18 protein-coding genes and 1 pseudogene are annotated in these 23,719 nt (G+C 73.4%); 10 read left to right on the forward strand and 9 right to left on the reverse strand.

Translation table 11 applies throughout. The features are described from left to right. Positions 1-999: an acetamidase/formamidase family protein gene (locus ACL02T_RS17215; RefSeq protein WP_412831857.1), complete on the reverse strand. Its 999-nt coding sequence runs from the start codon at positions 997-999 to the stop codon at positions 1-3. Between the two features lie 71 nt (positions 1,000-1,070). Further along, positions 1,071-1,853, reverse strand: a complete 783-nt coding sequence (locus tag ACL02T_RS17220) for an IclR family transcriptional regulator (RefSeq protein ID WP_412831740.1) — start codon at positions 1,851-1,853, stop codon at positions 1,071-1,073. A gap of 119 nt (positions 1,854-1,972) precedes the next feature. On the opposite strand from ACL02T_RS17220, the gene pcaH reads away from it, so the two are divergent. Both pcaH and pcaG read left to right on the forward strand, forming a co-directional pair. Next, complete coding sequence (pcaH, locus tag ACL02T_RS17225; RefSeq protein ID WP_412831741.1) at positions 1,973-2,683, forward strand: protocatechuate 3,4-dioxygenase subunit beta; 711 nt, start codon at positions 1,973-1,975, stop codon at positions 2,681-2,683. Continuing rightward, positions 2,676-3,251: a protocatechuate 3,4-dioxygenase subunit alpha gene (gene pcaG, locus ACL02T_RS17230; protein WP_412831742.1), complete on the forward strand. Its 576-nt coding sequence runs from the start codon at positions 2,676-2,678 to the stop codon at positions 3,249-3,251. Before pcaH ends, pcaG begins: the two co-directional genes overlap by 8 nt. Before the next feature lie 13 nt (positions 3,252-3,264). Here the strand turns inward: pcaG and ACL02T_RS17235 are convergent, their stop codons facing one another. Continuing rightward, positions 3,265-3,711: a hypothetical protein gene (locus ACL02T_RS17235; protein WP_412831743.1), complete on the reverse strand. Its 447-nt coding sequence runs from the start codon at positions 3,709-3,711 to the stop codon at positions 3,265-3,267. A gap of 370 nt (positions 3,712-4,081) precedes the next feature. On the opposite strand from ACL02T_RS17235, the pseudogene ACL02T_RS17240 reads away from it, so the two are divergent. Next, positions 4,082-4,429 (forward strand): annotated as a pseudogene (locus tag ACL02T_RS17240) (GtrA family protein); the annotation flags it as partial. Positions 4,430-4,517: 88 nt separating this feature from the next. Next, positions 4,518-5,396: an alpha/beta fold hydrolase gene (locus ACL02T_RS17245; protein WP_412831744.1), complete on the forward strand. Its 879-nt coding sequence runs from the start codon at positions 4,518-4,520 to the stop codon at positions 5,394-5,396. A 9-nt stretch (positions 5,397-5,405) separates the two neighbouring features. Here ACL02T_RS17245 and ACL02T_RS17250 read toward each other — a convergent pair whose 3' ends face one another. Beyond that, complete coding sequence (locus ACL02T_RS17250) at positions 5,406-6,578, reverse strand: acetyl-CoA hydrolase/transferase C-terminal domain-containing protein (protein ID WP_412831745.1); 1,173 nt, start codon at positions 6,576-6,578, stop codon at positions 5,406-5,408. Between the two features lie 52 nt (positions 6,579-6,630). Here ACL02T_RS17250 and ACL02T_RS17255 point away from each other — a divergent pair, with 52 nt between their 5' ends. Together ACL02T_RS17255 and ACL02T_RS17260 are read left to right on the forward strand one after the other, a co-directional pair. Continuing rightward, on the forward strand, positions 6,631-7,641 hold the full coding sequence (locus ACL02T_RS17255; protein ID WP_412831746.1) for a glutathione S-transferase family protein: 1,011 nt from the start codon (positions 6,631-6,633) through the stop codon (positions 7,639-7,641). 198 nt (positions 7,642-7,839) lie between these two features. Next, a complete protein-coding gene (locus ACL02T_RS17260) occupies positions 7,840-9,108 on the forward strand; it encodes a glycoside hydrolase family 3 N-terminal domain-containing protein (protein ID WP_412831747.1) in 1,269 nt (422 codons plus the stop codon). 54 nt (positions 9,109-9,162) lie between these two features. Here ACL02T_RS17260 and ACL02T_RS17265 read toward each other — a convergent pair whose 3' ends face one another. The 3 genes from ACL02T_RS17265 to ACL02T_RS17275 are packed head-to-tail and all read right to left on the reverse strand — an operon-like array spanning position 9,163 to position 17,637. Then, on the reverse strand, positions 9,163-9,942 hold the full coding sequence (locus ACL02T_RS17265; protein WP_412831748.1) for a beta-ketoacyl-ACP reductase: 780 nt from the start codon (positions 9,940-9,942) through the stop codon (positions 9,163-9,165). Between the two features lie 2 nt (positions 9,943-9,944). Then, entirely contained in the window at positions 9,945-15,659 is a 5,715-nt protein-coding gene (locus tag ACL02T_RS17270) for an ATP-binding protein (protein ID WP_412831749.1), read from the reverse strand. Positions 15,660-15,672: 13 nt separating this feature from the next. Continuing rightward, on the reverse strand, positions 15,673-17,637 hold the full coding sequence (locus tag ACL02T_RS17275; protein WP_412831750.1) for a 3-oxoacyl-[acyl-carrier-protein] synthase III C-terminal domain-containing protein: 1,965 nt from the start codon (positions 17,635-17,637) through the stop codon (positions 15,673-15,675). An 809-nt stretch (positions 17,638-18,446) separates the two neighbouring features. On the opposite strand from ACL02T_RS17275, the gene ACL02T_RS17280 reads away from it, so the two are divergent. Further along, positions 18,447-18,830, forward strand: coding sequence for a VOC family protein (locus tag ACL02T_RS17280; protein WP_412831751.1), 384 nt, complete (start codon positions 18,447-18,449; stop codon positions 18,828-18,830). Between the two features lie 201 nt (positions 18,831-19,031). Beyond that, positions 19,032-19,241 (forward strand): hypothetical protein, encoded by a 210-nt coding sequence (locus ACL02T_RS17285; RefSeq protein WP_412831752.1) that lies wholly within the window; start codon positions 19,032-19,034, stop codon positions 19,239-19,241. Between the two features lie 93 nt (positions 19,242-19,334). Here ACL02T_RS17285 and ACL02T_RS17290 read toward each other — a convergent pair whose 3' ends face one another. Both ACL02T_RS17290 and ACL02T_RS17295 read right to left on the reverse strand, forming a co-directional pair. Next, positions 19,335-19,841, reverse strand: a complete 507-nt coding sequence (locus tag ACL02T_RS17290) for a winged helix-turn-helix transcriptional regulator (RefSeq protein ID WP_412831753.1) — start codon at positions 19,839-19,841, stop codon at positions 19,335-19,337. A gap of 46 nt (positions 19,842-19,887) precedes the next feature. Next, complete coding sequence (locus ACL02T_RS17295) at positions 19,888-21,357, reverse strand: MFS transporter (RefSeq protein WP_412831754.1); 1,470 nt, start codon at positions 21,355-21,357, stop codon at positions 19,888-19,890. A gap of 276 nt (positions 21,358-21,633) precedes the next feature. Between ACL02T_RS17295 and ACL02T_RS17300 the strand changes: the two genes are divergently transcribed. Further along, a complete protein-coding gene (locus tag ACL02T_RS17300; protein WP_412831755.1) occupies positions 21,634-22,056 on the forward strand; it encodes a TIGR03618 family F420-dependent PPOX class oxidoreductase in 423 nt (140 codons plus the stop codon). A 292-nt stretch (positions 22,057-22,348) separates the two neighbouring features. Then, positions 22,349-23,695 (forward strand): ATP-dependent 6-phosphofructokinase, encoded by a 1,347-nt coding sequence (locus tag ACL02T_RS17305; protein ID WP_412831858.1) that lies wholly within the window; start codon positions 22,349-22,351, stop codon positions 23,693-23,695. Positions 23,696-23,719: the final 24 nt, after the last annotated feature.

Here is a 23,719-nt window from a genome sequence, read left to right on the forward strand (position 1 = left end):
TCAGATCGTGCGGGCCGTGTCGCGCAGGTGGGCGTGCATGCCCCCGTACGCCGACCCGGCGGGCAGGAGGTTCTTCGCGATCTTGGTGACCGCGCTGTAGTTCGTGTCGACCACGTTGGCGAGCGGCGACTCGGAGATCTGGGTGAGCAGCTGGTAGGCGTCGAGGCGGTCCAGCCCGTACAGCTCCCCGAGCCAGGCGATCATGCCGATCTGGCTGGCCCGCCAGGCGTCCTCCAAGGGCCGGGCCGAGCCGACGACCGTGTAGTGCGTGTCCGACTCGATCCGCGGCCACACCGTCGGCGTGCCCTTGATCAGCTCGACGAGCAGCGTGACGTCCATGGCCCCCTCGACGGCGGTGCCGCAGCTCTCGCCCTCGCCCTGGCGGTAGTGCCCGTCGCCCACCGAGAACAGCGCGCCCTCGACGTTGACGCCCAGGTAGCAGGTCACGCCCGGTTTCATCTCGGGCGTGTCCATGTTGCCGCCGAACAGGTCCGGCACCAGGCTCGACCGCACCTCGCGCCCGGCCGGGGCCACTCCCACCGTGCCGAGCATCGGAGCGCACGGCAGCTCGAGCTCCAGGTCCACGCTCTGCGCCGCGAACCGGACGACACCCCGCGCCCGGTCGAGCTCGTAGATCCAGGTCCGCTCGGGCAGCGGGTCGTGCAGCAGCGCGGTGCGGTCGGTGGTGGACAGCGCACCGAAGAAGGGGATGGTGCTCGACGCGCCCCAGTCCCGCGCCGGCGTCAGGTCGACGACGTGCAGGGCGAGGGTGTCGCCCGGTTCGGCGCCCTCCACGTGGAAGGGGCCGGTCTGCGGGTTCACCTCGGCCATGTTCAGCACGGCACTGGGCCGGTCGCTCGTGGAGGTCAGGCGCCCGGAGAAGGCGTCCTCGGTCCAGAGCCGCAGCAGGGTGCCGGGCGTGATCCGGTGCGACGGCGCCACCCCGCCGAAGGTCCAGACGTACTGGTCGCGCGTCGGCCGGTACTCCACCACGTCCATGCCCGCGATCGTTGCGCCCTCACCCATCGTGCCACAAGCCCACGGCGAGCGAACGGCACTCTCGTTCACACCTACGGAACGAGCGCGCCGCTCGCTCGGTCCGACCGCGCGAGCGCGGACGCGCCGAGGGCGCGTGAGATGCCCCGCGCGGCGGCGAGTACCGCGGGCACGTAGGCGTGCGGGTTCGCCTCGATCGGGACCACGATGGACAGGGCGGCGACGACTCGGCCCTGACCGGCCCGGATCGGCGCCCCCACCGACTGCGACACCATCTCGATCTGCTGCTCGCTGATCGCGACCCCGGTCCGCCGGACCTCGCCCAGCAGGTGTCGCACCCGGTACGGGTCGGTCACCGTCCTCGGGGTGAACCGGCGGAAGGGCGCGGCCAGCACCTTCGCGACGTGCTCCGGGCCGGCGTGCGCGAGCAGGGCCAGTCCGACACCCGTCGCCGTCGCCGGCAGTCGGGAGCCGGCGCGGGAGCGGATGCTCACCGCGTCGCGGGCGGCGAGCCGCTCGACGTAGACGACCTCGGCGCCGTCGAGCACGGCGAGCTGGACGTTCTCCCGGGTGACCTCGTGCAGGTCCTCGAGGTACGGCATCGCCCGCTCGCGCAGCCCGAGCCCGCGCGGGGCGAGCGCACCCACCTCCCACAGCCGCAGCCCGACCCGGTAGAGCCCGCCCTCGCCGCGCTCCAGCGCACCCCACGCGGCGAGCTCGCCGACGAGCCGGTGGGTCGTGGTCAGGGGGAGCCCGGTGCGCCTGCTGATCTCGGTCAGGGAGAGCTCCGGGGTGGCCGCGGTGAAGGCGCCGAGGACGTCGAGGACCCGCGCCGTCACCGTCGACCTGCCCGCCACGAGCGGGCATTCTTCCGCAGAACGGAAGGCCGGTCGAGCGGTGGCGGCCCCGTGCCGCACAGTGCTGGTCGACGCGCCGACAGGCACCGTGCAGCGAGACGCTCGGAGAGGAGCGATCGATGACCCTGGCCCGACCCCGGCCCTACCAGCAGCCGAGGGACACCCACCCGCCGCTGGACTTCGCGGGGTACAAGAGCACCGGGCTGCGGGCGCCCACGCAGCGGCCGATCATCGTCCCGCAGCGGCTGACCGAGGTCACCGGCCCGCTGCTCGTCGGCGAGATCGGGCCGAACGACCACGACCTGACCCGCCAGCACGAGGGCGAGCCCCTCGGCCAGCGGATCACCGTGTCCGGCCGGGTCCTCGACTCCGACGGCCGCCCGGTCCCGGACACGCTGGTGGAGGTCTGGCAGGCCAACGCCGCGGGCCGCTACGCCCACGAGCGCGACAACTGGCCCGCCCCGCTGGACCCCCACTTCTCCGGTGGCGGCCGCGTGGTCACGAACTCGCTCGGCGAGTACTCGTTCACCACGATCAAGCCCGGCGCCTACCCGTGGGGCAACCACCACAACGCCTGGCGACCGGCGCACATCCACTTCTCGCTGTTCGGGTGGGCGTTCACCCAGCGGCTCGTCACCCAGATGTACTTCCCCGAGGACCCGCTGTTCCCGTTCGACCCGATCTTCAACTCGGTGCCCGAGGGCGCCCGCGAGCGGATGGTCTCCACCTTCGACATGGACACCACGCAGCCCGAGTGGGCGCTGTCCTACCGCTGGGACATCGTGCTGCGCGGCCGCGAGCAGACCCCCTTCGAGGAGCCCCATGAGTGAGCAGCTGCCCCTGACGCCGTCGCAGACCGTCGGGCCGTACCTGAGGCTCGGGCTGGACTGGTCGAAGGGTGCCGACGTGGTCCCGCCCGGCACCCCGGGCGAGATCGTGATCTCCGGGATCGTCCGGGACGGCGCCGGCGTCCCCGTGACGGACGGCCTGATCGAGACCTGGCAGGCCGACCCCGACGGTCGGTTCGCCCACCCGGACGACCCGCGCGGCGCCGCCGAGCCGAGCGTGCCGGGCTTCCTCGGGTTCGGGCGCAGCTGCACGGACGAGACGGGCCGGTGGAGCGTCCGGACCGTGCTGCCGGGCGCGTTGCCCGGCCTGGACACCGACGCCGCGGAGGCGCCGCACCTCGACGTCTCGGTCTTCGCCCGCGGGCTGCTCGACCGGGTGGTCACCCGGATCTACTTCGACGGCCAGCCCGCCAACGACACCGACCCGGTCCTCGCCGCGGTGCCGGCCGGGCGACGGGGCACGCTGATCGCCGAGAAGGTCGGGGAGGCGGAGTACCGCTTCGACATCCACCTGCAGGGTGACCGGGAGACGGTGTTCCTGCAGGTCTGAGATCCGCGCAGGATCAGGGCACGGTCGCGAAGCTCACCGAGCGGAACGTGTACTCGCCGGAGCCCGGCGAGACCGAGTCCGGGGAGGTCCAGCGCGCCGCCCGACGGGCGGCCGCCGCGGTCTCCCCGGTCGCGTTCTCCGTCGCCGCCTCCTCCTGCTGCGTGCAGGTCCGCGTGGACAGCAGCGCCACCTTGTCGGTGCGGTTCACCGACTCCGTCCAGGCCGTGCCCGGACCGGTGGCCAGCGACGTCAGGTCGTAGCAGTGTCCGACCTCCGGGTCGACGAGCGCGTCGGACTGCGGCGACCACGTGCCGTCCGGCGCGGTGCCGTTCTGCGCCAGGTAGTAGCCGTGCGCGACGGCCGGGTCGCTCGTCGGCGCGGCGGAGGCCCCCGTCGCCGCCGCGACGCCCCCTGCGGCGACGAGTGCGACGACCCCGAGTGCCACTGCCGTCCGACGCATCCCCGGATTCCCCCCGTCCGTGCTCCGGTCCGCCACCCGGACGGGTGGCGTTCGACCTCGCACGGTCAACGTCCGTCTCTCGTCCCGGTGACGGCTCGCGGAGATCACGACCTCGTCACGATCTCCCCGGTGGGATGAAAGATCGTCCCTCACAGCGTTTGCACAGCCGGGAGAAGGCGTAGACCCAGGCGGGGATGAGACAACGGTACCGATCACGGAATCGGGCGGAAGAGGTGGACGGGTGACGGCGAGCAGGGCGATCGAGGTGACGCCCCCGGCGCACGTCCTGGCGGAGGTCGCCGCCCGTGCGGTCGCGGGCCTCGGCCGTGGGGTCGCCGGGTGCCGGGCGCGCTTCCCGCTGGTGGTCCAGATGGTCCGGTTCGCGGTCGTCGGCGGGCTCGGCACCGCCGTCAACGCCGCCCTCTACCTGCTGATGCGGCTGGCCCTCGACGCCGTGCCGGCCAACCTCGTCGCCCTGCTGCTCAGCACGGCGGTGAGCACGGAGGCCAACCGGCGTTTCACCTTCGACGGCGCCGCGGCCCACCGCTGGCGGGTCTTCCTGCAGGACGCGGGGACCGTCGCCTTCTACGCCGGCTACAGCACCGCCGTGCTGCTCGTGCTGCACGAGATCGTCCCCGGGGCGACGCCGCTGGAGGAGTCGGCGGCGGTCACGCTCGCGAGCGTGCTCGGCGGGCTGATCCGCTTCGCCGTCCTCAAGGCGTGGGTCTTCGAGGCGGGTGGCGCGGCCGACCCGGGACCGGCTGCCGCGGCGGACGTGCCCGGCTACGGTCCGGACCATGGCGGACATGACGGGGTTCACGTCGTTCGACGTCACGGTCGACGGGGTCCGGATCCACGGGACGCGCGGCGGCGAGGGCCCGCCGGTCCTCCTGCTCCACGGCTTCCCGCAGACCCACGTGATGTGGCGGCCGGTGATGCGCGAGCTGGCCGCGCGGCACACCGTCGTCGCGACCGACCTGCGCGGCTACGGCGAGTCCGGCCGACCTCCCTCCGGTGAGGACCACTACGGCTACTCGTTCCGCGCCATGGCGGCCGACCAGGCCGGGGTGATGACGGAGCTGGGGTTCGAGCGGTTCGCCGTCGTCGGGCACGACCGGGGTGCCCGGGTGACCCACCGGCTCGGGCTCGACCACGCCGACCGCGTGGAGCGGCTCGCGCTGCTGGACATCCTGCCGACGAGCTATGTCTACGAGCACGTCGACCGCGCGCTCGCCCAGGCCTACTACCACTGGTTCTTCTTCATCCAGCCCGCCGACCTCCCCGAGCGGCTGATCGCCGGCGACCCGATCTACTACCTGCACCGTCTGCTCGGCAGCTGGGGGAGCGGGCTCGCGGCCCACGACGCCGAGTCCCTCGCCGCCTACGAGCAGGCCTTCGCCGACCCGGAGGCGCGGCACGCGATGCTCGAGGACTACCGGGCGGGCGCCACGATCGACCTGGAGCACGACGCGGAGGGTGCGCGGCTCGCCGCCCCCGGCCTGGTGTTGTGGGGCGAGAAGGGGGTGGTCGGGCGCAACCCCGAGTCCCCGCTCGAGGTCTGGCGCCGGCTCTCCGCCGATCCCGCCCTCGTCACCGGGCGGGCGATCCCCGACGCGGGACACTTCCTGGTGGAGGAGAACCTCCCCGCCACGGTCTCGGCCCTGCAGGACTTCCTGGCGCCGTGATCACTCGTCTCACGACACCCCGCGCACCTGCCCGTCCCACAGCTCCCGCAGCGCGGCCCGCCGCTCCGCCCGGTCCAGCCCGCGCAGGTCGGCGACGCCCCGGTCGGTGACGACCACCTCGACGTCGTGCGACGCCGTGGTGACCGGCCGGGACAGCCGCTCGACGAGTGTCGGGCGGTCCTTCACCGTCGACGGCATCGCGATCACCGACATCCCCGGCCCACGCACCCCGGCGGCACAGAAGTCGGGGTGCCCACCGATCATGCCGGCGCTGGCCCGGCCGACGCCCTCGACGTTGACCTGCCCGTCGAGGTCGATCTCCAGGGCGGCGTTGAGCCCGATCAGCGGCGGCGCACCGGCCGCGGACAGCCGGCCGATGTCGTGGGTGACCTCGACGGGGTGCAGGATCCGCCGGCCGTCGGCCCACTCGTAGAGCCGCCGGGTGCCGCAGAGGTAGGCGGCGACCGGCTCGTCGAGCAGCAGGCCCTTCGCGTCGAGATCGACGATCGGGTCGGGTAGCAGGCCCGAGTCGATCCGCACGGGCACCTCGAGCGCCCCGACCATCGCCTGGGCGAGCCGGCCGGGCCCCACCTGCACCCGGGCGCCCTCGGGAACGAGCCCGGCGACGTGCCGCGCCACGATCTCGTCGACCGGGGTGGGGGTGGCGTCGGGGATCTCGATCGGCGGCGCGTCCGTCTCGCCGAGCACGGTGACCCGGTCCTCGGGGATCGGCGGACCGACCTCGGCGAGCGGGGTGGCCGTGGAGACGACGGCGGCCACCGGCACCCCCGCGTCGACGAGCCCCCGCAGGTAGGAGGTCTCTGCGCCGAGGTGCAGCCCGTCCGGGCCGCGGACCACGGTGGCGACGAGCAGGTCGGGCCGCAACGCGCCGGCCATCAGCGCCGGGACCGCGGACAGCCGGCAGGGGACGACGTGCGCCTGTCCGGCCTCGACCATGGCCCGCACGCCGGGCCCGCCCATCAGCACCCGGACGTCGGCGAACGCCGCCGGGTCGAGGTCGGGGGCCCGGCCCGGCATCCAGCCGAGCACCAGCCGGACCCCCTTGCCCGCGGCCGCGCGGGTGAGCGGGCCGTGCAGGGACAGCGGGGTCCCACACCCGTCGCCGAGGGCCACCCGCATGCCGGGGCGCACCAGGTCCGACAGCTCCCGCACAGCGACCATGGTCGGATTCGACCACACGGCGGGACGGGCCGGGAGCACCTAGGTTCGAGGGATGGCCGACATCGCAGGCGCCGCCCAGTCGAGCACGGAGGAGTTCGTGCGCGAGCCGCTCGGCGTGCAGGAACGGATCACCTCGGACGGATCGTCGCCGTGGCCCGTGGAGCCGGACCGGTACCGCCTGGTCGGGGCCCGCGCCTGCCCGTGGGCGAACCGGACGATCATCGCGCGGCGGCTGCTGGGGCTGGAGCCGGTGCTCTCGCTGGGCATCGCGGGCCCGCTGCACGACGACCGGAGCTGGCGTTTCCACCTCGACCCCGAGAACAAGGACCCGGTCCTGGGGATCGAGTACCTGCGCGAGGCCTACGAGAAGGCCGTGCCGGGCTACGACAAGGGCGTGACGGTCCCGGCGGTCGTCGAGGTGGCCGGCGGCGAGGTCGTGACCAACGACTACTGGTCGCTCGAGTTCGACTTCGCGACGCAGTGGACGGCGTACCACCGCCCGGGCGCGCCGGACCTGTTCCCGGAGAAGTACCGCGACGAGATCGACGAGGTCTCGGAGGGCATCTTCCACGACGTCAACAACGGCGTGTACAAGTGCGGGTTCGCCAAGGGGCAGCGGGCGTACGAACGGGCGTACGCGGCGCTGTTCGACCGGCTCGACGAGCTGTCCGAGCGGTTGGCGGACCAGCGCTACCTCGTCGGCGACACGATCACCGAGGCGGACGTGCGGCTGTGGGTCACGCTCGTCCGGTTCGACGCCGCCTACCACGGCCACTTCAAGTGCAACCGGCAGAAGCTCACCGAGATGCCGGTGCTCTGGGCCTACGCCCGCGACCTGTTCCAGACGCCGGGCTTCGGCGACACGATCGACTTCACCCAGATCAAGCAGCACTACTACGGGGTGCACGAGGAGATCAACCCGACGGGCATCGTGCCGGTCGGCCCCGACCTCTCCGGCTGGCTCACCCCGCACCACCGCGAGGAACTGGGCGGGCGGCCCTTCGGCGACGGCACCCCGCCCGAGCCGCCGCCGGTGGGGGAGCAGGTCCCGCCGCCGCGCTGACCGGGGATCGTCGTGCCCGGCTCCGTGAGTGGCAGGAGTGGCTGGTGCACCGCAACAGCCGACCATGATCGCGAGGCGTGGATCGGAAACCGCGGTGAGCGCGGACTCCGCTCCACAATCGGTGATCTTCACTGCCGGCCCGACGCGCGGGGCGGGGGTGTGCGGGACGACCCGGCGCGACAGGGACACTGGGGTGCGATGCGGATCGAGAGCTTCCCTCCCGGAGACCTGGCGCCAGGAGCCCCCGAGCGGCGCCCCCCGCGTCGGCGCCGACGCGCGGTCTCGGTCCTCTCCGCGGGACTGGTGGTCGGGGCGTTGCTGGCGGGTGTGGGGGTGATCACGGGCGCCGCTCCGGACGTCGCGCTCTCGGCCCGCGCCGCAGGCACACCCCGACAGCAGGCCCAACAGCAGGCCCCCACTCCCGGCGCGGCCGCGCCGGATCCTGCTCCCGCCGACCCGCGTCCCACCTGCGTCTCGATGGTGCAGGCCCTCGCCCCGCGGGACCGGCTGGCCCAGCGGCTCATGGTGGGTGTCGACGCCGCCGATCCCGCCGGTGCCGCGCGGATCGTCCGCGACTCGCACGTCGGCGGGATCTTCCTCGGCGGCAACGCGACCGCCCTGCTGCGGAACGCGGCGCTCGACGCGGTCCAGGCGGCCGGGAACCTGCCGGTCGCCGTGGCCGTCGACGACGAGGGCGGTCGCGTCCAGCGCATCGACCAGCTCGACGGCGAGCTGCCCAGCGCCCGCGCGCTGGCGAGGAAGACCCCGGAGCAGGTGCGCGCCCTGGCCGAGGAGCGCGGCCGGCAGCTGGCGGCCCGGGGCGTGACCTGGGACCTGGCTCCGGACGTCGACGTCAGCGACCAGCCGGCGAACTCGGTGATCGGCGACCGCTCCTTCTCGAACGACCCCGCCGTGGTGACCCGCTACGCCGGCGCCTTCGAGGAGGGGCTGCGCCGGGCCGGCGTCTACGGCGTGCTCAAACACTTCCCGGGCCACGGGCACTCCAGCGGCGACTCGCACCAGGGCCGGGTCTCGGTGCCGCCGCTAGACCAGCTGCGGCAGGCCGACCTGAGGCCCTACGCCGACCTGCTGGCCCGGCTCGACCACGACCGCGTCGGCGTGATGGTCGGGCACCTCGACGTCCCGGGCCTGACCGACGAGCTGCCCTCCTCGCTCACCCCGGCGACCTACGCGCTGCTGCGCGACGAGTACCGGTTCGACGGCCTGGTCATGACGGACGACCTCGGCGCGATGAAGGCCGTCAGCGACCGGTTCACGCTGCCGCAGGCGAGCCTGACGGCGCTCATGGCGGGAGCGGACGTCGCCCTCTCGTCGAACGTCGAGCCGGTCGCCCCGATCCTCGACGCCCTCCAGCAGGCCCTCGACTCGGGGAAGATCGCCGCCGCGGACAACGACCGGGCGGTCGAGCGCGTCCTCGCCGCGAAGGACCTCTGCCGTCGCACATGAGCGAACGGCGCCCTCGCTCACTGAAGCGAGGGCGCCGTTCGTCCGACCAGGGAGTTACATGTCCAGCCCGCCGTTGACGGCCAGGACGCTGCCGGTGATGTAGCCGGCGTCGTCGTCGAGGAGGAACTGGACGGCGCGGGCGATCTCGCTCGCCTGCCCCAACCGCCCGACGGGGACGCCCGCGAGCAGCCTCTCCAGCACCTTCTCCGGGACCCCGGCGACCATCTCGGTCTCGATGTAGCCGGGGGCCACGCAGTTGACCGTGATGCCCTTGCGCGCCACCTCCTGCGCGAGGCTCTTGCTGAACCCGAACAGGCCGGACTTCGACGCGGCGTAGTTCGCCTGCCCCACGGCGCCGGACTCGCCGATCACCGAGCTGATGTTGACGATCCGGCCGAAGCCGTTGTCCGACATGTGGTCCAGCACGGCCTTGGTCATGTAGAAGGCGCCGGAGAGGTTGATCCGCAGCACCGCGTGCCAGTCCTCGACGGTCATCCGCCGCACGGTCTTGTCGACGGTGATCCCCGCGTTGTTGACCAGGTAGTCGATCTTCCCGTGGGCCTCGAGCACCTCGGCGGCGTAGCGCTGGCAGTCCTCCGGGACGCCGACGTTGCCCTGGTGCACCGAGACCGAGCACCCCTCGGCGCGGAGCTTCTCGGCCAGGTCGTCGGCGGCCTTCGAGTTGGAGCTGTAGCCGGCCGCCACGTGCACCCCGGCGCGGGCCAGCGTGGTGGTGATGGCCGCCCCGATCCCGCGGGCGCCACCGGTGACGAGGGCGACGCGGGGCTCGGGGTGGGTGTCGGTCGCGAGCGGAGCAGCGGCGGCGGAGGTCATGATCAGGTCTCCAGTTCCTCGAGGGTGCGTGCGATGCCCCGGCGGACGGCGTCGACGAGGTACGGCCGGAGCTGGTGCGGGTCGACGATGTGGTGGACGGACCCGACGCGCTGGGCCCGCTGGATCGAGTGCGTGCTGTCGAACTCCTCGGCGACGGCGCCGAGCTTCTCCGAGCGGACGGCGGCCCGGACGGAGGCGAGCTCGGCGCGCAGCCGGGAGGCCTCGGCGTCGGACCCGGCCTCGACGGCGGCGGCGATGCGCGCCTCGAGACCCGTGACCCGCTCGTCGGCGGCGGTCCGCTTGCGGACCTCACCGGCGAACACCACGGCGGCGGCCGGCGCGCCGCCCAGGACGGAGGCGTACGAGCCTTCGACGGCCGCGACCTCCATGTGGTCGTTGAGCGTCGCGGAGAAGACCACGAACGCCCCGCCGTGGTAGCGGGAGACCACGCAGAACACGATCGGACCGTCGAAGTTGACGATCGCCCGGCCGATCTCCGCGCCGTACTCCAGCTGCAGCGAGCGCAGGGACTCCGGCGAGCCGTCGAACCCGGACAGGTTCGCCAGCACCACCAGCGGCCGGTTGCCGCTCGCCGCGTTGATCGCCCGCGCCGTCTTCTTCGACGAGCGCGGGAAGAGGGTGCCCGCGGTGAACTGCTCGGGCCCGTCGACGGGCAGGACGCCGCGCCGCGGGATCGGCTTGGACTCGATGCCGAGCAGGGACACGGGCTGGCCGCCCAGGTGGGCGTCGAACACGACGACGGAGTCCGCGTCGTGCATGTCCGCCCACCGCTCGAGCGGGGCGTGGTCCAGGTCGGCCACGCCGCGCATCACGGAGCGGATGTCGAAGGGCTTCTTGCGCCCCGGGTTGGTCTCGGACGAGAAGATCTGGCCGAGGGTGGTGAACTCCCCGCCGTCGTGCGGCGCGGTGGTGACGTCCCGCTGCACGGGGTCGTCGGTCGGGGCCGACCGGGGGAACCGCTCGCCGGGCACCCGGTAGGTGTGCTCGTAGTGCCGGAACAGGACGTCGACGGCCCCGGCCAGGTCGGGCGCCCAGTACTGCGCCTGCCCGTTCGGGCCCATGATCCGGTCGTAGCCGCCGATGCCGAAGTTGTCCTCGGCCGAGACACCGCCGGAGTAGTCCAGGCTCTGTTTGCCGGTGAGCACCATCGCACTGTCCGGCGTCATGACCAGGATGCCCTTGGTGTGCAGCAGCATCGTGGCCTCGGCGTTCCAGTAGGGCTGGGCGCCGACGTTGATCCCGGTGACGACGACGTTGACCTCGCCGCCCTCCTGGGTGAACTCGATGATCGCCCGCAGCGCGCGGGAGATCCAGTCCATGTTCTCCGTGCCGGAGTCCATGGCGATCTTGGCGCCCGACGACACGGCGAACCACTCGACCGGCACGTCCAGCTCGCGGGCGAGCCGGATCGCCGCACACACCCGCGCGCACTCGGGCTCGGCCAGCGCGCCCAGCCCCCGCGTCGGGTCGCCGAGCAGCACCACCCGCGTCATGCCCTCGGGTTGCTTCGCCGTGGGCGCGGTGACCGTGCCGAGCACGATGTTGGCCGTGTTGCGGCCCGGCTCGCGCTCCACCGGCTCGGCCACCGGGTGCACCCCGGAGCCCTCGACCAGGTCGTACTCGACGAACCGGCCCTCCGGCCCGGTGAGCATCGGGATGATCTCGTAGGGGTAGACCGCCCCGCGCCGCTGCGCCTTGATCACGTTCTGGGCGTAGGCGTCGAGCTCGCGCATCGGGCCCGTCGGCGGCTCGTCGAGCCGCACGGTCAGGCCGGCGCCCGGCGGGCGGGAGAGCCGCAGGAGGTACTCGTGCGGGGTCCGCTCGCCCGGACGCTCGGCGCGGAACTGGACCATGACCTGCTCGAGGCCCAGCGACCCGGTGCGGGCGGCGAGCCGCCGCACCACGGTGTCGAGCTCCTCCAACGGGATGCCGACGACCGGCCAGACGTGCAGCAGGATCCGGTTCCAGGCCAGCTTCGCCAGCTTCGGCTCGCGGCTGCGCGCACTGCGCAGGCTGTCGAGGCAGGCGTCGATCGCCCGCTCGAGCTCGGGCAGGGACCGGATGGTCCCGCCGTCGGCGGGTGTGCCGGAGGGCGCTCCGGCACCGCCGTCGCGCAGCACGGTCAGCCGCCGGACGTCGGCCAGGGCCAGCAGGCGCTGGTCCTCGCGCACGTTCTTGCCGGTGACGTGGAACAGGTGCACGTCCGGCTCGGCCGGCAGCCGGCGCAGGTCGAAGTTGCCGAGCCGCCAGAGCCCGAGCCGCTCGCCGACCAGCGGGTGCAGGCCGCGCAGTGTCCGGTCCTCGACCAGCGTGCCGTCGGCCTCCGGCCGGAAGGTGAACCAGACGGGGCCCGGGTCGGCGAGCACGTCGGGCGACCCGGACGGGTTCGGGCGCACGGCGACGGCGACGCGGGCCACCCGGCCCGGCGGCACCGCCCCGATCGCGGCGCGCACCCGGTCGGCGCGGGCGTCCGGGTCGCCCCGGTCGTCCGCGTGGGCCGAGGTGACGTAGAGGTCCACGAGCGCCGTGCGCCCCTCGGGCAGATCCTCGACCAGCCGCCGCATCTGGTTCGCGGCGGCCAGCGCGCGCCGCGGGTCGTTGTTGTCGATCACCGTGGCGAGGACCGTGCGGTCCTTGCCGCGGTGCGTGTACGACGCGGTGAGCACCGGCAGCCCGAGGCTCTCGTTGATCCGCAGGTCCTGCAGCGGCCGGATCCGGTAGTAGCGCCGCGTCATGACCTCGAGCAGGGCGGCGTTGTGCCGCGCGCCGAACACCCCGAGGATCGGCTCGGACGAGGCGACCAGCGCCTCGATCCGCTCCGCCCGCTCCGGGGCGTCCGGGTGCTCGGCCAGGTGGTCGAGCTGCTCGCGGACCTCGTGCTGCACCCGCTCGCGCTCGGCGGCGACCGCCGGGGCGTCGAACGAGTGGTAGCGGACCTGGCGGGCCAGGTCGCCGACGACGGGGTGCCGCAGCTGGGTGGCGAGCACCAGGTCGTCGAGCGTGCGCAGGTACTCCTCGCGGCGCGCCGCCGGCAGCCCGGTCAGCGACGCCGGGTGCGCCAGCCGCCATTGCAGCAGGTCGAGGATCACCGGCTCGTGCGCGGTGGCGCGCCGGTGTGCCAGGAACATCCAGTACAGCGCCGGCTCGAGCTGCGTGCCGGGACCCTCCAGGTCCACGCCGTAGTGCGCGAGCGCGCGGCGCAGCTTGGCGCGGAAGGACTCCGGCAGCTGCTCCTGCTCGACGTCCCGGGACCGCAGGTAGGCGTGCAGGTACTCCTGCGGGTTGCGACCGGACTCACCGGTGCCGTTGCCGTTGCCGTCGGCGGGCTCGTCGGACTCGCGGCGGTTGCGGGACAGGGCCGACAGGTCGGTGAAGATCCGCAGCACCGCGGTCTCGCCCGCGAGCACGGCCGGGTCGTCGCCGGGCAGCGTGGCCCGCGCGGCCTCGAGCCGGGCCAGCAGCGGTCGGGCCTCCCGCTCGTCGACGTCGAAGCCCAGCACCTGCCAGCGCAGTGCGGTGAGCACGTCGGCGGCGGTGGCGGCGGGATCGGCGTCGGCACCGGCGCCGAGCAGCGCGGAGAAGTCGGCGCGGTCGCCGCCCGCGGCGGGGCCGCCGGCGTCGGCCGCGGGCTCGAGCCGGACGAGCTTCGTGCCGCCCTCGACCTGGGTGTTCGACGGCACCAGGACTTCGGCCACGGTGCCGGCGAACGGCGCCCGCAGCGCGGTCTCGAGCTTCATCGACTCGACGATCGCGACGACGTCGCCCTCGGCGACCTCCTGCCCGGCGGTCACCGGGACGGCGACGACCATGGCCGGGGCGGGCGCCCGGACCATGCCGGCCTCCCCGCCGGAGATCCGGTGCACGGCTCCGTCGACCTCGACGAGGTAGTCCGTGTCCTGCGGCGCCGACAGCACCGAGTAGGTGGTGCCGCCGACGGTGAGCCGGCGCTCGAAGCGGCCGGAGCGCTCGACGTCGACGTCGACGGCCTGCGGCGTGGTCCCCGGCACCTCGAGCACCACCCGGTAGCGGTTGGCGCGGGTGCGGGCGACCCGCAGGCGGTAGGACTCGCCCCCCGCGCGGACATCGGTCTGGTGCCAGGTCTCGGCGCCGACCTCCGGCCGGCCCCGTTCGGCGGCGGTGAACAGCCGCTCCCGCTGCCGGGCGACGTGCCCGTCGTGCGCCTCGACGGCGGTGGCGAGCAGCGCGACGTCGAGCCGGCGCGGCGGCACGTAGCCCTGCGCCATCAGCCCGTCGAGCCAGGTCGTGTCGGTCTCGCCGGTGATCAGCTGGGGCCGCTGGAGCAGGTCGAGCAGGAAGGCCTTGTTGGTGGTCCCGCCCTCGATCACCGCGGCCGTCTGGCGCAGTGCGCGCAGCAGCCGGGCGCGGGCCTCGTCGCGGTCGCGGCCCCACGCGATGATCTTCGCGATCATCGAGTCGAACTGCGGCGGGATGACGTCGCCGGCCGCGACGCCGGTGTCCACCCGGATCCCGGGGCCGGAGGGCAGCGCGAGGTGCTCGATGACGCCGGGGGCGGGCGCGAAGCCGCGCTCCGGGTCCTCGGCGGTCAGGCGCGCCTCGATCGCCCAGCCCGTGCCGCGGGGCGGCTCCGACGGACCACCGTGGAGCGGCCCGTCGGCGAGATCGGCCAGCTTGCCGCCCCCGGCCACGTGCAGCTGCAGCTTGACGATGTCGACGCCGGTGCACGCCTCGGTGACCGGGTGCTCGACCTGCAGCCGCGTGTTGACCTCGAGGAACGACAGCAGCCGCTCCTTGGGCTCGTAGAGGAACTCCACCGTGCCGGCGTTGACGTAGCCGGCGGCGCGGGCGAGCTCGGCCGCGGAGGTGCGCAGCAGCTCCTCCTGCTCCGCGTCCAGCGCGGTCGAGGCGGACTCCTCGACGACCTTCTGGTTGCGGCGCTGCACGGAGCAGTCCCGCACGCCCAGGGTCCAGACGTCGCCGGTGGCGTCGGCGACGACCTGCACCTCGACGTGCCGGCCGCCGCGCACCGCGCGCTCGAGGAACACGGTCGCGTCGCCGGCGGTCTTGCCGGCCTCGGACGCGGCGCGCTCGAAGGCCTCGGCGAGGTCGTCGGGCGTGGCGACGTAGCGGATCCCGCGCCCGCCGCCGCCCGCGGTGGCCTTGACCATCAGCGGGTAGCCGATCGTCTCCGCCTTCTCCCTCGCCTCGGCGAGGTCGGCGACCGGGCCGCCGGACCAGGCCGCGAGCGGCACGCCGACGCGCTCGGCGAGCCGCTTCGCGGCGATCTTGTCCCCGAGGTCGCGCATGACCTCGGGCGACGGGCCGATGAAGGTGATGCCGAGGTTCCGGCACAGCTCGGCGAACTCCGCCTTCTCCGACACGAAGCCCCAGCCCGGCCAGACGGCGTCGGCGCGGGCCACCTTCAGGGCCCGCTCCAGCTCCGCGTGATCGAGGTAGGGCGACGGACCGAGGTGGTCGGGGTCGTCCGGGCCGATGAGCACGGCCTCGTCGGCCTCGCGCACGAACATGGCGCGGCGGTCCACGGCGGTGTACAGCGCGATGGTGCGCAGCGGGGGTCCACCCGCTGCGCCGACCGTCGACGGGGTCGACGTGCCGACGGTCGACGGAGTCGACGCGTTCCACTCGCGCACGGCGTGGATGAGCCGCATGGCGGGCTCACCACGGTTGACGATCGCGATCCGGGAGAAGCTGCTCACGAGGGCCATCCTGCTACGCCCCGAACGCCGCGTGGACATCCTCCATGGAGGTTCCGGCGACCGGGGCCCGCGGTAACACCGTTGCCGCCCGGTCCTGCACCGCGGGCGGCAGCACGACCTCCGGGGCCATGATGGCCGGATCGACCGTGAGGACGGCGTAGCCGCCCACCGCGCCGGCCCCGAAACCGGGCGCGAAGACCCGGGTGGGCCGGGTGACGACGCCGTCGCGCACGGCGTCGAACAGCGCGATCGGGATCGACGCGGCGGAGACGTTGCCCATGTCACCGATGTCGAAGTAGAGCTGGTCCGCGCTCAGCCCCGCCTTCTCGGCCAGCTGCACGATCATCGTGCGGTTGGCCTGGTGCGGCACGATCAGCTCGATGGCGTCGAGCAGCTTCCCGCCGTCCGGGCCGGGCAGCGCGTCGAGCTCGCCGATCATCTGCTCGAGGTAGCGGGCGACCAGCGCCTTCACCTCGGGACCGTAGACCGTGATGTCGTTGTCGAACTCCGGGTTCGGCCAGATGATCGAGTTGACCTGGGCGGGGGGCCCGCTCGCGTAGGTCTGCAGGACCTCGACGTCGCCCGCGGACCCCTCCGCCGCGGGCGCCACGACGAGCGCGGCCGCGCCGTCGCCGAAGATCATGCGCGAGGTGCGGACCCCGCCGATCTTGTCGCTGAACTTCTCGACGCAGACCAGCAGCACCGGTCGCCCGACCTCCTGCAGCTGGCGCACCGCCTCGGCGAGGCCGTACGGGAGGCCCGCACAGGCCGCCACGATGTCCGCCGAGCAGTGGGTCTGCAGGAGGCCGAGCTCGCCGGAGAGCCAGGTGGCCAGCGACGGGATGAGCCGGTCGCTGGTGCAGGTCGCCACGAGGACCGCGCCGATCTCCTCCGGCGTGCGGCCGGAGTGGGCGAGGGCGGCGTCGGCCGCCGCGAGCGCGAGGTCACCGATGTCGTGTTCGGAGTAGCGCCGCCGCTCGATCCCGGTCTTCGCGGTGATCTCCGCGGCGCTCATCGGCGACCACGAGAAGCTGGTGTTGCGCACGACGTCCGTGTTCTCGCAGACGTGCTCGCCGCGCACGACCGCCAGCGACTCGATCGTCGGCTTGACCGCGAACGTCTCGGCGACCTTCACCGGCTCGAGCGGCGTGGCCGGCGCGACGGGCGTGACGGCGGGCCGGGAGGGGCGGGTCCGGACGGGCGCTCCGTTGCGGACCCGGTCCAGGAACGCCGCCACCTCCCGGGTGCGCGGGTGGAACGCGATGACGACCTCGTCGTCGCCGATCGCCGACGCCTCCCGCAGCTCGGTCCGCGACCGGGTCCACGGGTACTGGTTGTGCAGCACCATCGCCCAGCGGGACAGCGCCTCCAGCTCGGGGGCCTCCTCGTGGGCGTCGAGGATCTCGGTCGGGGAGAAGGTCGGGTAGTCCGGCTCCAGGTCGGGCAGGACGAAGGTCAGGGCGCCGGGCTGCGCGAGGAACTCCGCGACGGTCGGCTTGACGGGCTCGAGGTCCGTCGCGTGGTGCTTGCGGTTGCCGTACACGTCGTTGAGCAGGCCGAACAGCCGCTCCTCGACCTCCGGGTACCGGCCCTCCGGCAGCCCCTGCCAGGCCTCGACGACGGCGGCGGCCTTGCGCTCGCCGTCGACCCACGGGGTGACGACGGGCAGGAACACGTCGTCACGGGTGCGCGGCAGGTCGCGCCAGCGCGTGGGGCGCTTCTCGTACATGGTCAGCGCCCAGCGGTTGACCCAGAAGAGGTTCTGGCCCAGGTCACGGAGCAGATCGAACCGGCGGGAGTAGGCGCCGCGGGCGATCCGCTCGGCGATCTCGGTCCCGGTAGGTGCTTTGGACTCGAAGTCGCGGCCGATGACGGCGGCCGCGCCCTCGAGCGTGTCGAGCACCGAGAAATCGAGATCCGGCGAAAAGTTCGCGGGGAACACGAGGCGGCCGTGGCGGTTGACCACGAACGGCTTCATACGGGGGCCTCCAGATTCGGACGCTGGTCGAAACGTGGGCCGAACAAGTAGGAAACACAGGTCGGTGCGGCGGACGGCGGCGCGACGACCCGGATGGTTTCGTGCTTCGGCGGTAAGAGAATCGTAGCGGGAATAAGCCGGAGATCGGAACGTGACCTGGCTCTTCACTCGTACGCGGATGCCCATTGTTGGATATCCGAGGAAATGTTACCGGCGAGTTCTACTCAATGGTTCTACCTGCGGGTTCGGCAGGAGGGGCACGGATCGGTGCAGAGCAAGCACGTGTCTTCGTCCGTTGTGGACACTGTCTGATGTGGACTGGTTGGCGGGTTGTGGCACCGGGTGCCGATCCACCCCGGGGTTGGCGGGCACGGCCCGCGTCACGTGCCCGACCTCGCGAGCGATCCGCTCCGCCGCGAGCGGGTGATCCTCCGGGCCGGACGGCTCGCCGCACGCCGCGCAGGGGAGCGGCACGGACCGACGGCCCTCGCCACCGGGGGTGCCGCCGGGGCGGATCGAGCCCTCGACCCGGGCGAGTTCGGGACTTTCGACCCTGGCACGCGGGCGGCGTGGGGAAATCTCGGCCGCACTCGTGCGCGACGGTCACGTGTTTGACGACCACGATGCCGCCCTCGCGGCGGAGTTCGTCGGAACGGGAAAAAGGTGATCGCGCTCACCGCGGCGCATTACCTCGCCCCCGGTCGCATCCAGCCGTGCTGCGGGACCGACCCCGACGCGGCGGGCCGGGCCGGAGCGGTCTTTGCCCGCGGACCGGGTGGATCGGCCCGGCGCTGGGTAGGCTCGGCGGGATGGAGATCCTCGCCGGACGGGTGCTGCTGCGGCCGTCCGACCCGGACGTGACCACCGCCTTCTACCGGGACGTGCTCGGGCTGGCCGTCCACCGGGAGTTCCCCGGCGGCACCGTGTTCTTCCTCGGCGGCGGCTTCCTCGAGGTGTCGGGGCAGGGCGGGGAACCCGTCGAACGCACCGGCGTCGCCCTATGGATGCAGGTGCGGGACATCGCCGCCGCGCACAAGGAGCTGGCGGACCGGGGCGCCACGATCCTGCGCGAGCCGCGGCGCGAGCCCTGGGGGCTCGACGAGATGTGGGTGTGCGATCCCGACGGCGTGCGGATCGGCGTCGTCGAGATCCCCCCGGAGCACCCGCTGCGCCGCGACACCCGCGGCGACTGACGGGCGCGCACTGGTGCACCTTTGCTGTGTCCGGGCCGGCCGGGAGGGTTCGGATGCACCACTCTCCTTCGCGACCCGCTGAGCGAGCTCAACCCGACACCATCCCGCCGACCGGCGGGGTCGACTGGGCCAGTACCGAGCACGCCGTCGCGGTCGTGGCCGCCGACGGCGCTGGCCAACCGGCTGCGCGCCCACCTCGCCGTGGCCTTCCCCGGCGCGGTCGGACTCTTCGCCGACCTCGACTCGAAGATCAGCCTGAGGTTCCTGCGCCGCTTCCCCGACCAGCACCGCGCCGACTGGCTCTCGACCAAACGCCGGCACGCCTGGCTGAACGGCGTGGGCTACAGCGGCCACACCAGCCCCGAGACCCTGCACCGGCGCCTGACCGACGCCCATCCTGGCTGGGCGTGATCTGGAAATGCCGGCAGACCAACACCCCTCAAGACGCACAAGACACCGCGCCGCCCACGCCCACCAACACCGGGCGGCTTGACACAGGGCTACTCAGGCGCCCTCGCGTAGGCGGGCGCCCGGCCCCGGGTCGGAGGTCAGCTTCGCCCGCGGTCCGATGAGGTGTCCCGCCTCGCAGCGCAGTTCCGCGTGCACCTCGGCGCCGCACTCGGCGTGCCGGATCACCACCGGCTGCCCCGCCTCGCCCGCCAGGTGCCGGTCGCCCCAGTCCCGCAGCGCCGTCATCACCGTGCGCAGGTCCTTCCCGGCCGGGGTGAGTCGATACTCCTGGCGCTCCCGGCGGCCGGGCTCGCGGTAGGGCACCTTCTCCGCCAGGCCCGCCTCGACCAGGCCTGCGAGCCGGCGGGCGAGCACGTTGCGGGCGATCCCGAGGTGCCCGGCGAGGTCGTCGAACCGGCGGACGCCGTTGAACATGTCTCGCAGCACGAGCACGGTCCAGGCGTCGCCGATCAGCGCGGCCGTGCGGGCGACGGAACAGCTGGCGCTGTCGAACTCCGTCCAGGCCGACCCGGGCGGCGGGGTGGACGACGCGGACGGCATGCGCGCCAGGGTAGTAGCCCCGCGGCTGGGTTGCTGCCAGAAACCCTCAGGCGGCGGCCCGGCGGACCAGGGCGAGCTCGTCTCGCGAGTCCGCGACGGCGTCGGGAGCGGGGGTGGCGGCGGCGATCCCCATCGCGAGGAGGCCGGCGACCGCCGCGGCCAGGAAGACCACGGTGTACGCCGTGCCGGCGGGCCGCGTCTCGCCGCCGGCGTCCATCACCAACGCCGTGCTCACGGCCGCGACCACCGCCGTGCAGGTCGAGGTGCCCAGCTGGCGCATGAGCGTGTTCAGGCTGTTCGCCGCGGCCGTCTCGGTCTCGGGAACTGCCCGCATGATGAGCAGCGGCAGCGCGGAGTAGGCGAGGGTGGCCCCGATCGCGCCGACGGTCGCGGTACCGATCAGCAGCAGCTCCGACGTCGGCAGCAGGGCGAACCCGACGTTGCCCACCGCCAGCAGCCCGGTGCCGAGGATCAGGGTGGTCCGCGGCCCGCGGATCCGGGAGATGATCGCCGATGCGGAGGAGAACACGACCATCGACCCGCCGATCGGCAGCAGCGCCACGCCGGCGACCAGCAGCGACAGCCCGAAGCCGTAACCGGTCTCGACGGGCGCCTGCAGGATCTGGGTCGCGAGCATGAAGGTGGCGAACATCGAGAAGCCGATGAGCACGGTGGCGCCGTTCGTCATGAGCACGGCGGGGCGTGCGAAGACGCGCAGGTCGACCAGCGGGGCGCGGCGGCGCAGCTCCCACCGTGCCCAGACCGTGAGCAGCACCACGGCCGCACCGAACAGGCCGAGCACGGTCGGGCTCGCCCAGCCCCATTCCGTGCCCTTGGAGACGGCCAGCAGCAGGCAGATCAGCGCGGCGGCGATGCCCACGGCACCGACGGCGTCGAACCGACCCCCGGTCCGCACCCGGGACTCCGCGACCAGCCGCCACACGAGCGCGATCTGGAGCGCCGCGACGACGGCCGCCCCGGCGAAGAGCCAGCGCCAGGAGGCCCACTGCGCGACGAGCCCGGTGATCGGCAGCCCGATCGCGCCGCCGACGCCGAGCGAGGAGCTCATCAGGGCGACGCCGGCACCGACCCGCTCGGGCGGGAGGACGTCGCGCATCAGGCTCATCCCCAGCGCGATGACGCCGAAGGACACGCCCTGCAGCGCCCGTCCCACGATCAGCAGCACGATGTTCGGCGCCAGCGCACCGACGACCGACCCGATGAGGATGAGCGCGATCGACAGCAGAAGCATCCGGCGCTTGCCGTACATGTCGCCGAGCCGCCCGAGCACGGGTGCGGACACCGCGCCGGCGACCAGGGTGGCGGTGACCAGCCAGGCCGCCGTCGAGGGGGAGACCGACATGAGCCGCGGGAACTGCGGCAGCAGGGGCACGACCATGGTCTGGATGAGCGAGACCAACAGACCGCACGAGGCGAGCACCAGGATCGCCACCGTGGGGCGAGCGGTACCCGCGGTTGCGGCGGATGCGGGCGATTCGGCCAGATCGGCGCTCACGAAGTGTGGTCTCCGTCCACGAGAGGGTGCCCGTCCAGGTGACCACGGGGCCGAGCCCGTGGCAAGACGAAACTTGCCTTTGCCAACTAACTCACGCCGAACGACGTCCGGGAATACGGAGGCGCGACGGATCCTGGCTCTCCGACCTCACCCCCCGGCTCGCCGCACCCGTGACCTCGTGCGGGGGCCCCACCCACAGCCGGGGCGCGACGACGACGACACGACGAGGACACGACGACGACACGACGACGACACGACGACAGGCATGATGCGGGTGTGACCGCACGCCCCCTGCGCACCCGGCTCGCCCCCGACGTCGTCTCCGAGGACTTCCGCGCCTTCTGGACCGAGCGGCACCTCGGGACCCTGGTGACCCTGCGCACGGACGGGTCGCCGCACGTCGTCCCGGTCGGGGTCACGATCGACCTCGAGAAGGGCGTCGCCCGAGTGATCTGCCGCGGCGGCTCCCAGAAGGCGCGCAACGTGGCCGCCGCCGGGGCCGGGGGCGCCCGGGTCGCGGTCTCGCAGGCCGACGGTCGGCGGTGGTCGACGCTCGAGGGCGTCGCCGTGATCCGGGACGACCCGGAGTCGGTGCGCGACGCCGAGCGGCGCTACGCCGCCCGCTTCCGCGTCCCCCGCGTGAACCCCGAGCGCGTGGTCATCGAGATCCGCGTCGACCGCGTCCTGGGTCTGGTCTGAGTCGGTAGGCTCTGAACCGATCCCGTGACGCGGCCTGTCGGATCGCGCCCGGATCGGGCACGCTGGACGCACTTCCAGGGTCACCGTCCCCACCGTCGCGGGCCGGCCCGTCCGGGGCCACGGGTTCCACCGGGCACGACGCCCGAGCAGAACGACGCCACACGAGCAGGGACCGAGGGATACGGTGAGCAGCGCACACGAAGCGGCCCGGGCCGCGGGCACGGCCGATGCGACCGGCGACGGCGCGACCGTGCCCAGGGCCGACGGGACGGCGGACGCGCCGGACAACGTCGTGCACCTCGCGCGGCCGCAGGCCGTCGCGCCGGCGGACCTGGAGATCCGCACGCTCGGCACCGGCCGCATCGACTCCCCGATGCTCGGCCTGCTCGACGCGCGGCAGACGACCGAGCACTACGTCGACGAGGACGACCGCGTGCTGCTCGACGACACCGTCGGCCGGGTCACCGCCCGGGGCGTGCCCGTCGACCAGCTGCCCGGCCTGGAGCCGTGCGGGCCGCGGCGCAAGATCTACTTCGACCCGTCGAAGACCCGGGTCGGCATCGTCACCTGCGGCGGGCTCTGCCCGGGACTCAACGACGTCATCGCCGGCCTGGTCCGCACCCTGACCTACCACTACGGGGTCCGCCGGATCGTCGGTTTCCGCAACGGCTACCAGGGCTTCATCTCCCGCTACGGCTACGACGAGGTGGAGCTCACCCCCGAGTTCGTCCGCGACATCGCGGTCGACGGCGGCACCGTGCTCGGCACCTCCCGCGGCCACCAGGACCCCGAGGAGATCGTCGACTGCCTCGAGCGGATGCACATCAACATCCTGTTCGTGATCGGCGGCGACGGCTCCATGCGCGGTGCCATGGGGATCGAGCGGGTCATCGCCGAACGCAACCTCAAGATCGCCGTCGTCGGGGTGCCCAAGACCATCGACAACGACATCCCCTACATCGACCAGAGCTTCGGCTTCCAGACGGCCTTCTCCCGGGCGTCGGACTCGATCCGGGCGGTGACCGTCGAGGCCAAGTCCACGGCCAACGGCATCGGCCTGGTCAAGCTCATGGGCCGGCACTCGGGCTTCATCGCCTGCTACGCCGCGCTCGCCCGCAGCGACGCGGACGTCGTGCTGATCCCGGAGGTCCCGTTCGCGCTGGAGGGCGACACAGGTCTGCTGGCCCACCTGCGCCGGCGGGTGGAGCAGCGCGGCCACGCCGTGGTCGTCGTCGCCGAGGGGGCGGGGCAGGAGCTGCTGGAGGCCCAGGCCGCCCGCACGGACGCCTCGGGCAACCGCAGGCTCGGCGACGTCGGCCGCTACCTGCGGGAGCGCATCGAGGACCACTTCGACGAGGCCGGGATCGAGACGTCGGTGCGCTACATCGACCCCAGCTACGCGATCCGCTCGGTGCCGGCCAACCCGTACGACAGCGTCTACACGGTCCGGCTGTCCCAGGCGGCCGTGCACGCGGCCATGTCCGGGCGCACGGCGATGGTCGTCGGGCGGGTGCGGCGCCGCTTCGTGCACATCCCGATGGCGCTCGCGGTGAGCAAGCGCAACCAGGTCGACCCGCACGGCGACCTCTGGCAGGCGGTGCTCGAGTCCACCGGGCAGCCCGTCCGCTTCGGCGCCTGAGGCGTCGGGAGCCCGCATACTGGC

Source organism: Pseudonocardia oceanicola (assembly GCF_047200735.1).
In the GTDB taxonomy this organism is placed as follows: Bacteria; Actinomycetota; Actinomycetes; order Mycobacteriales; family Pseudonocardiaceae; genus Pseudonocardia.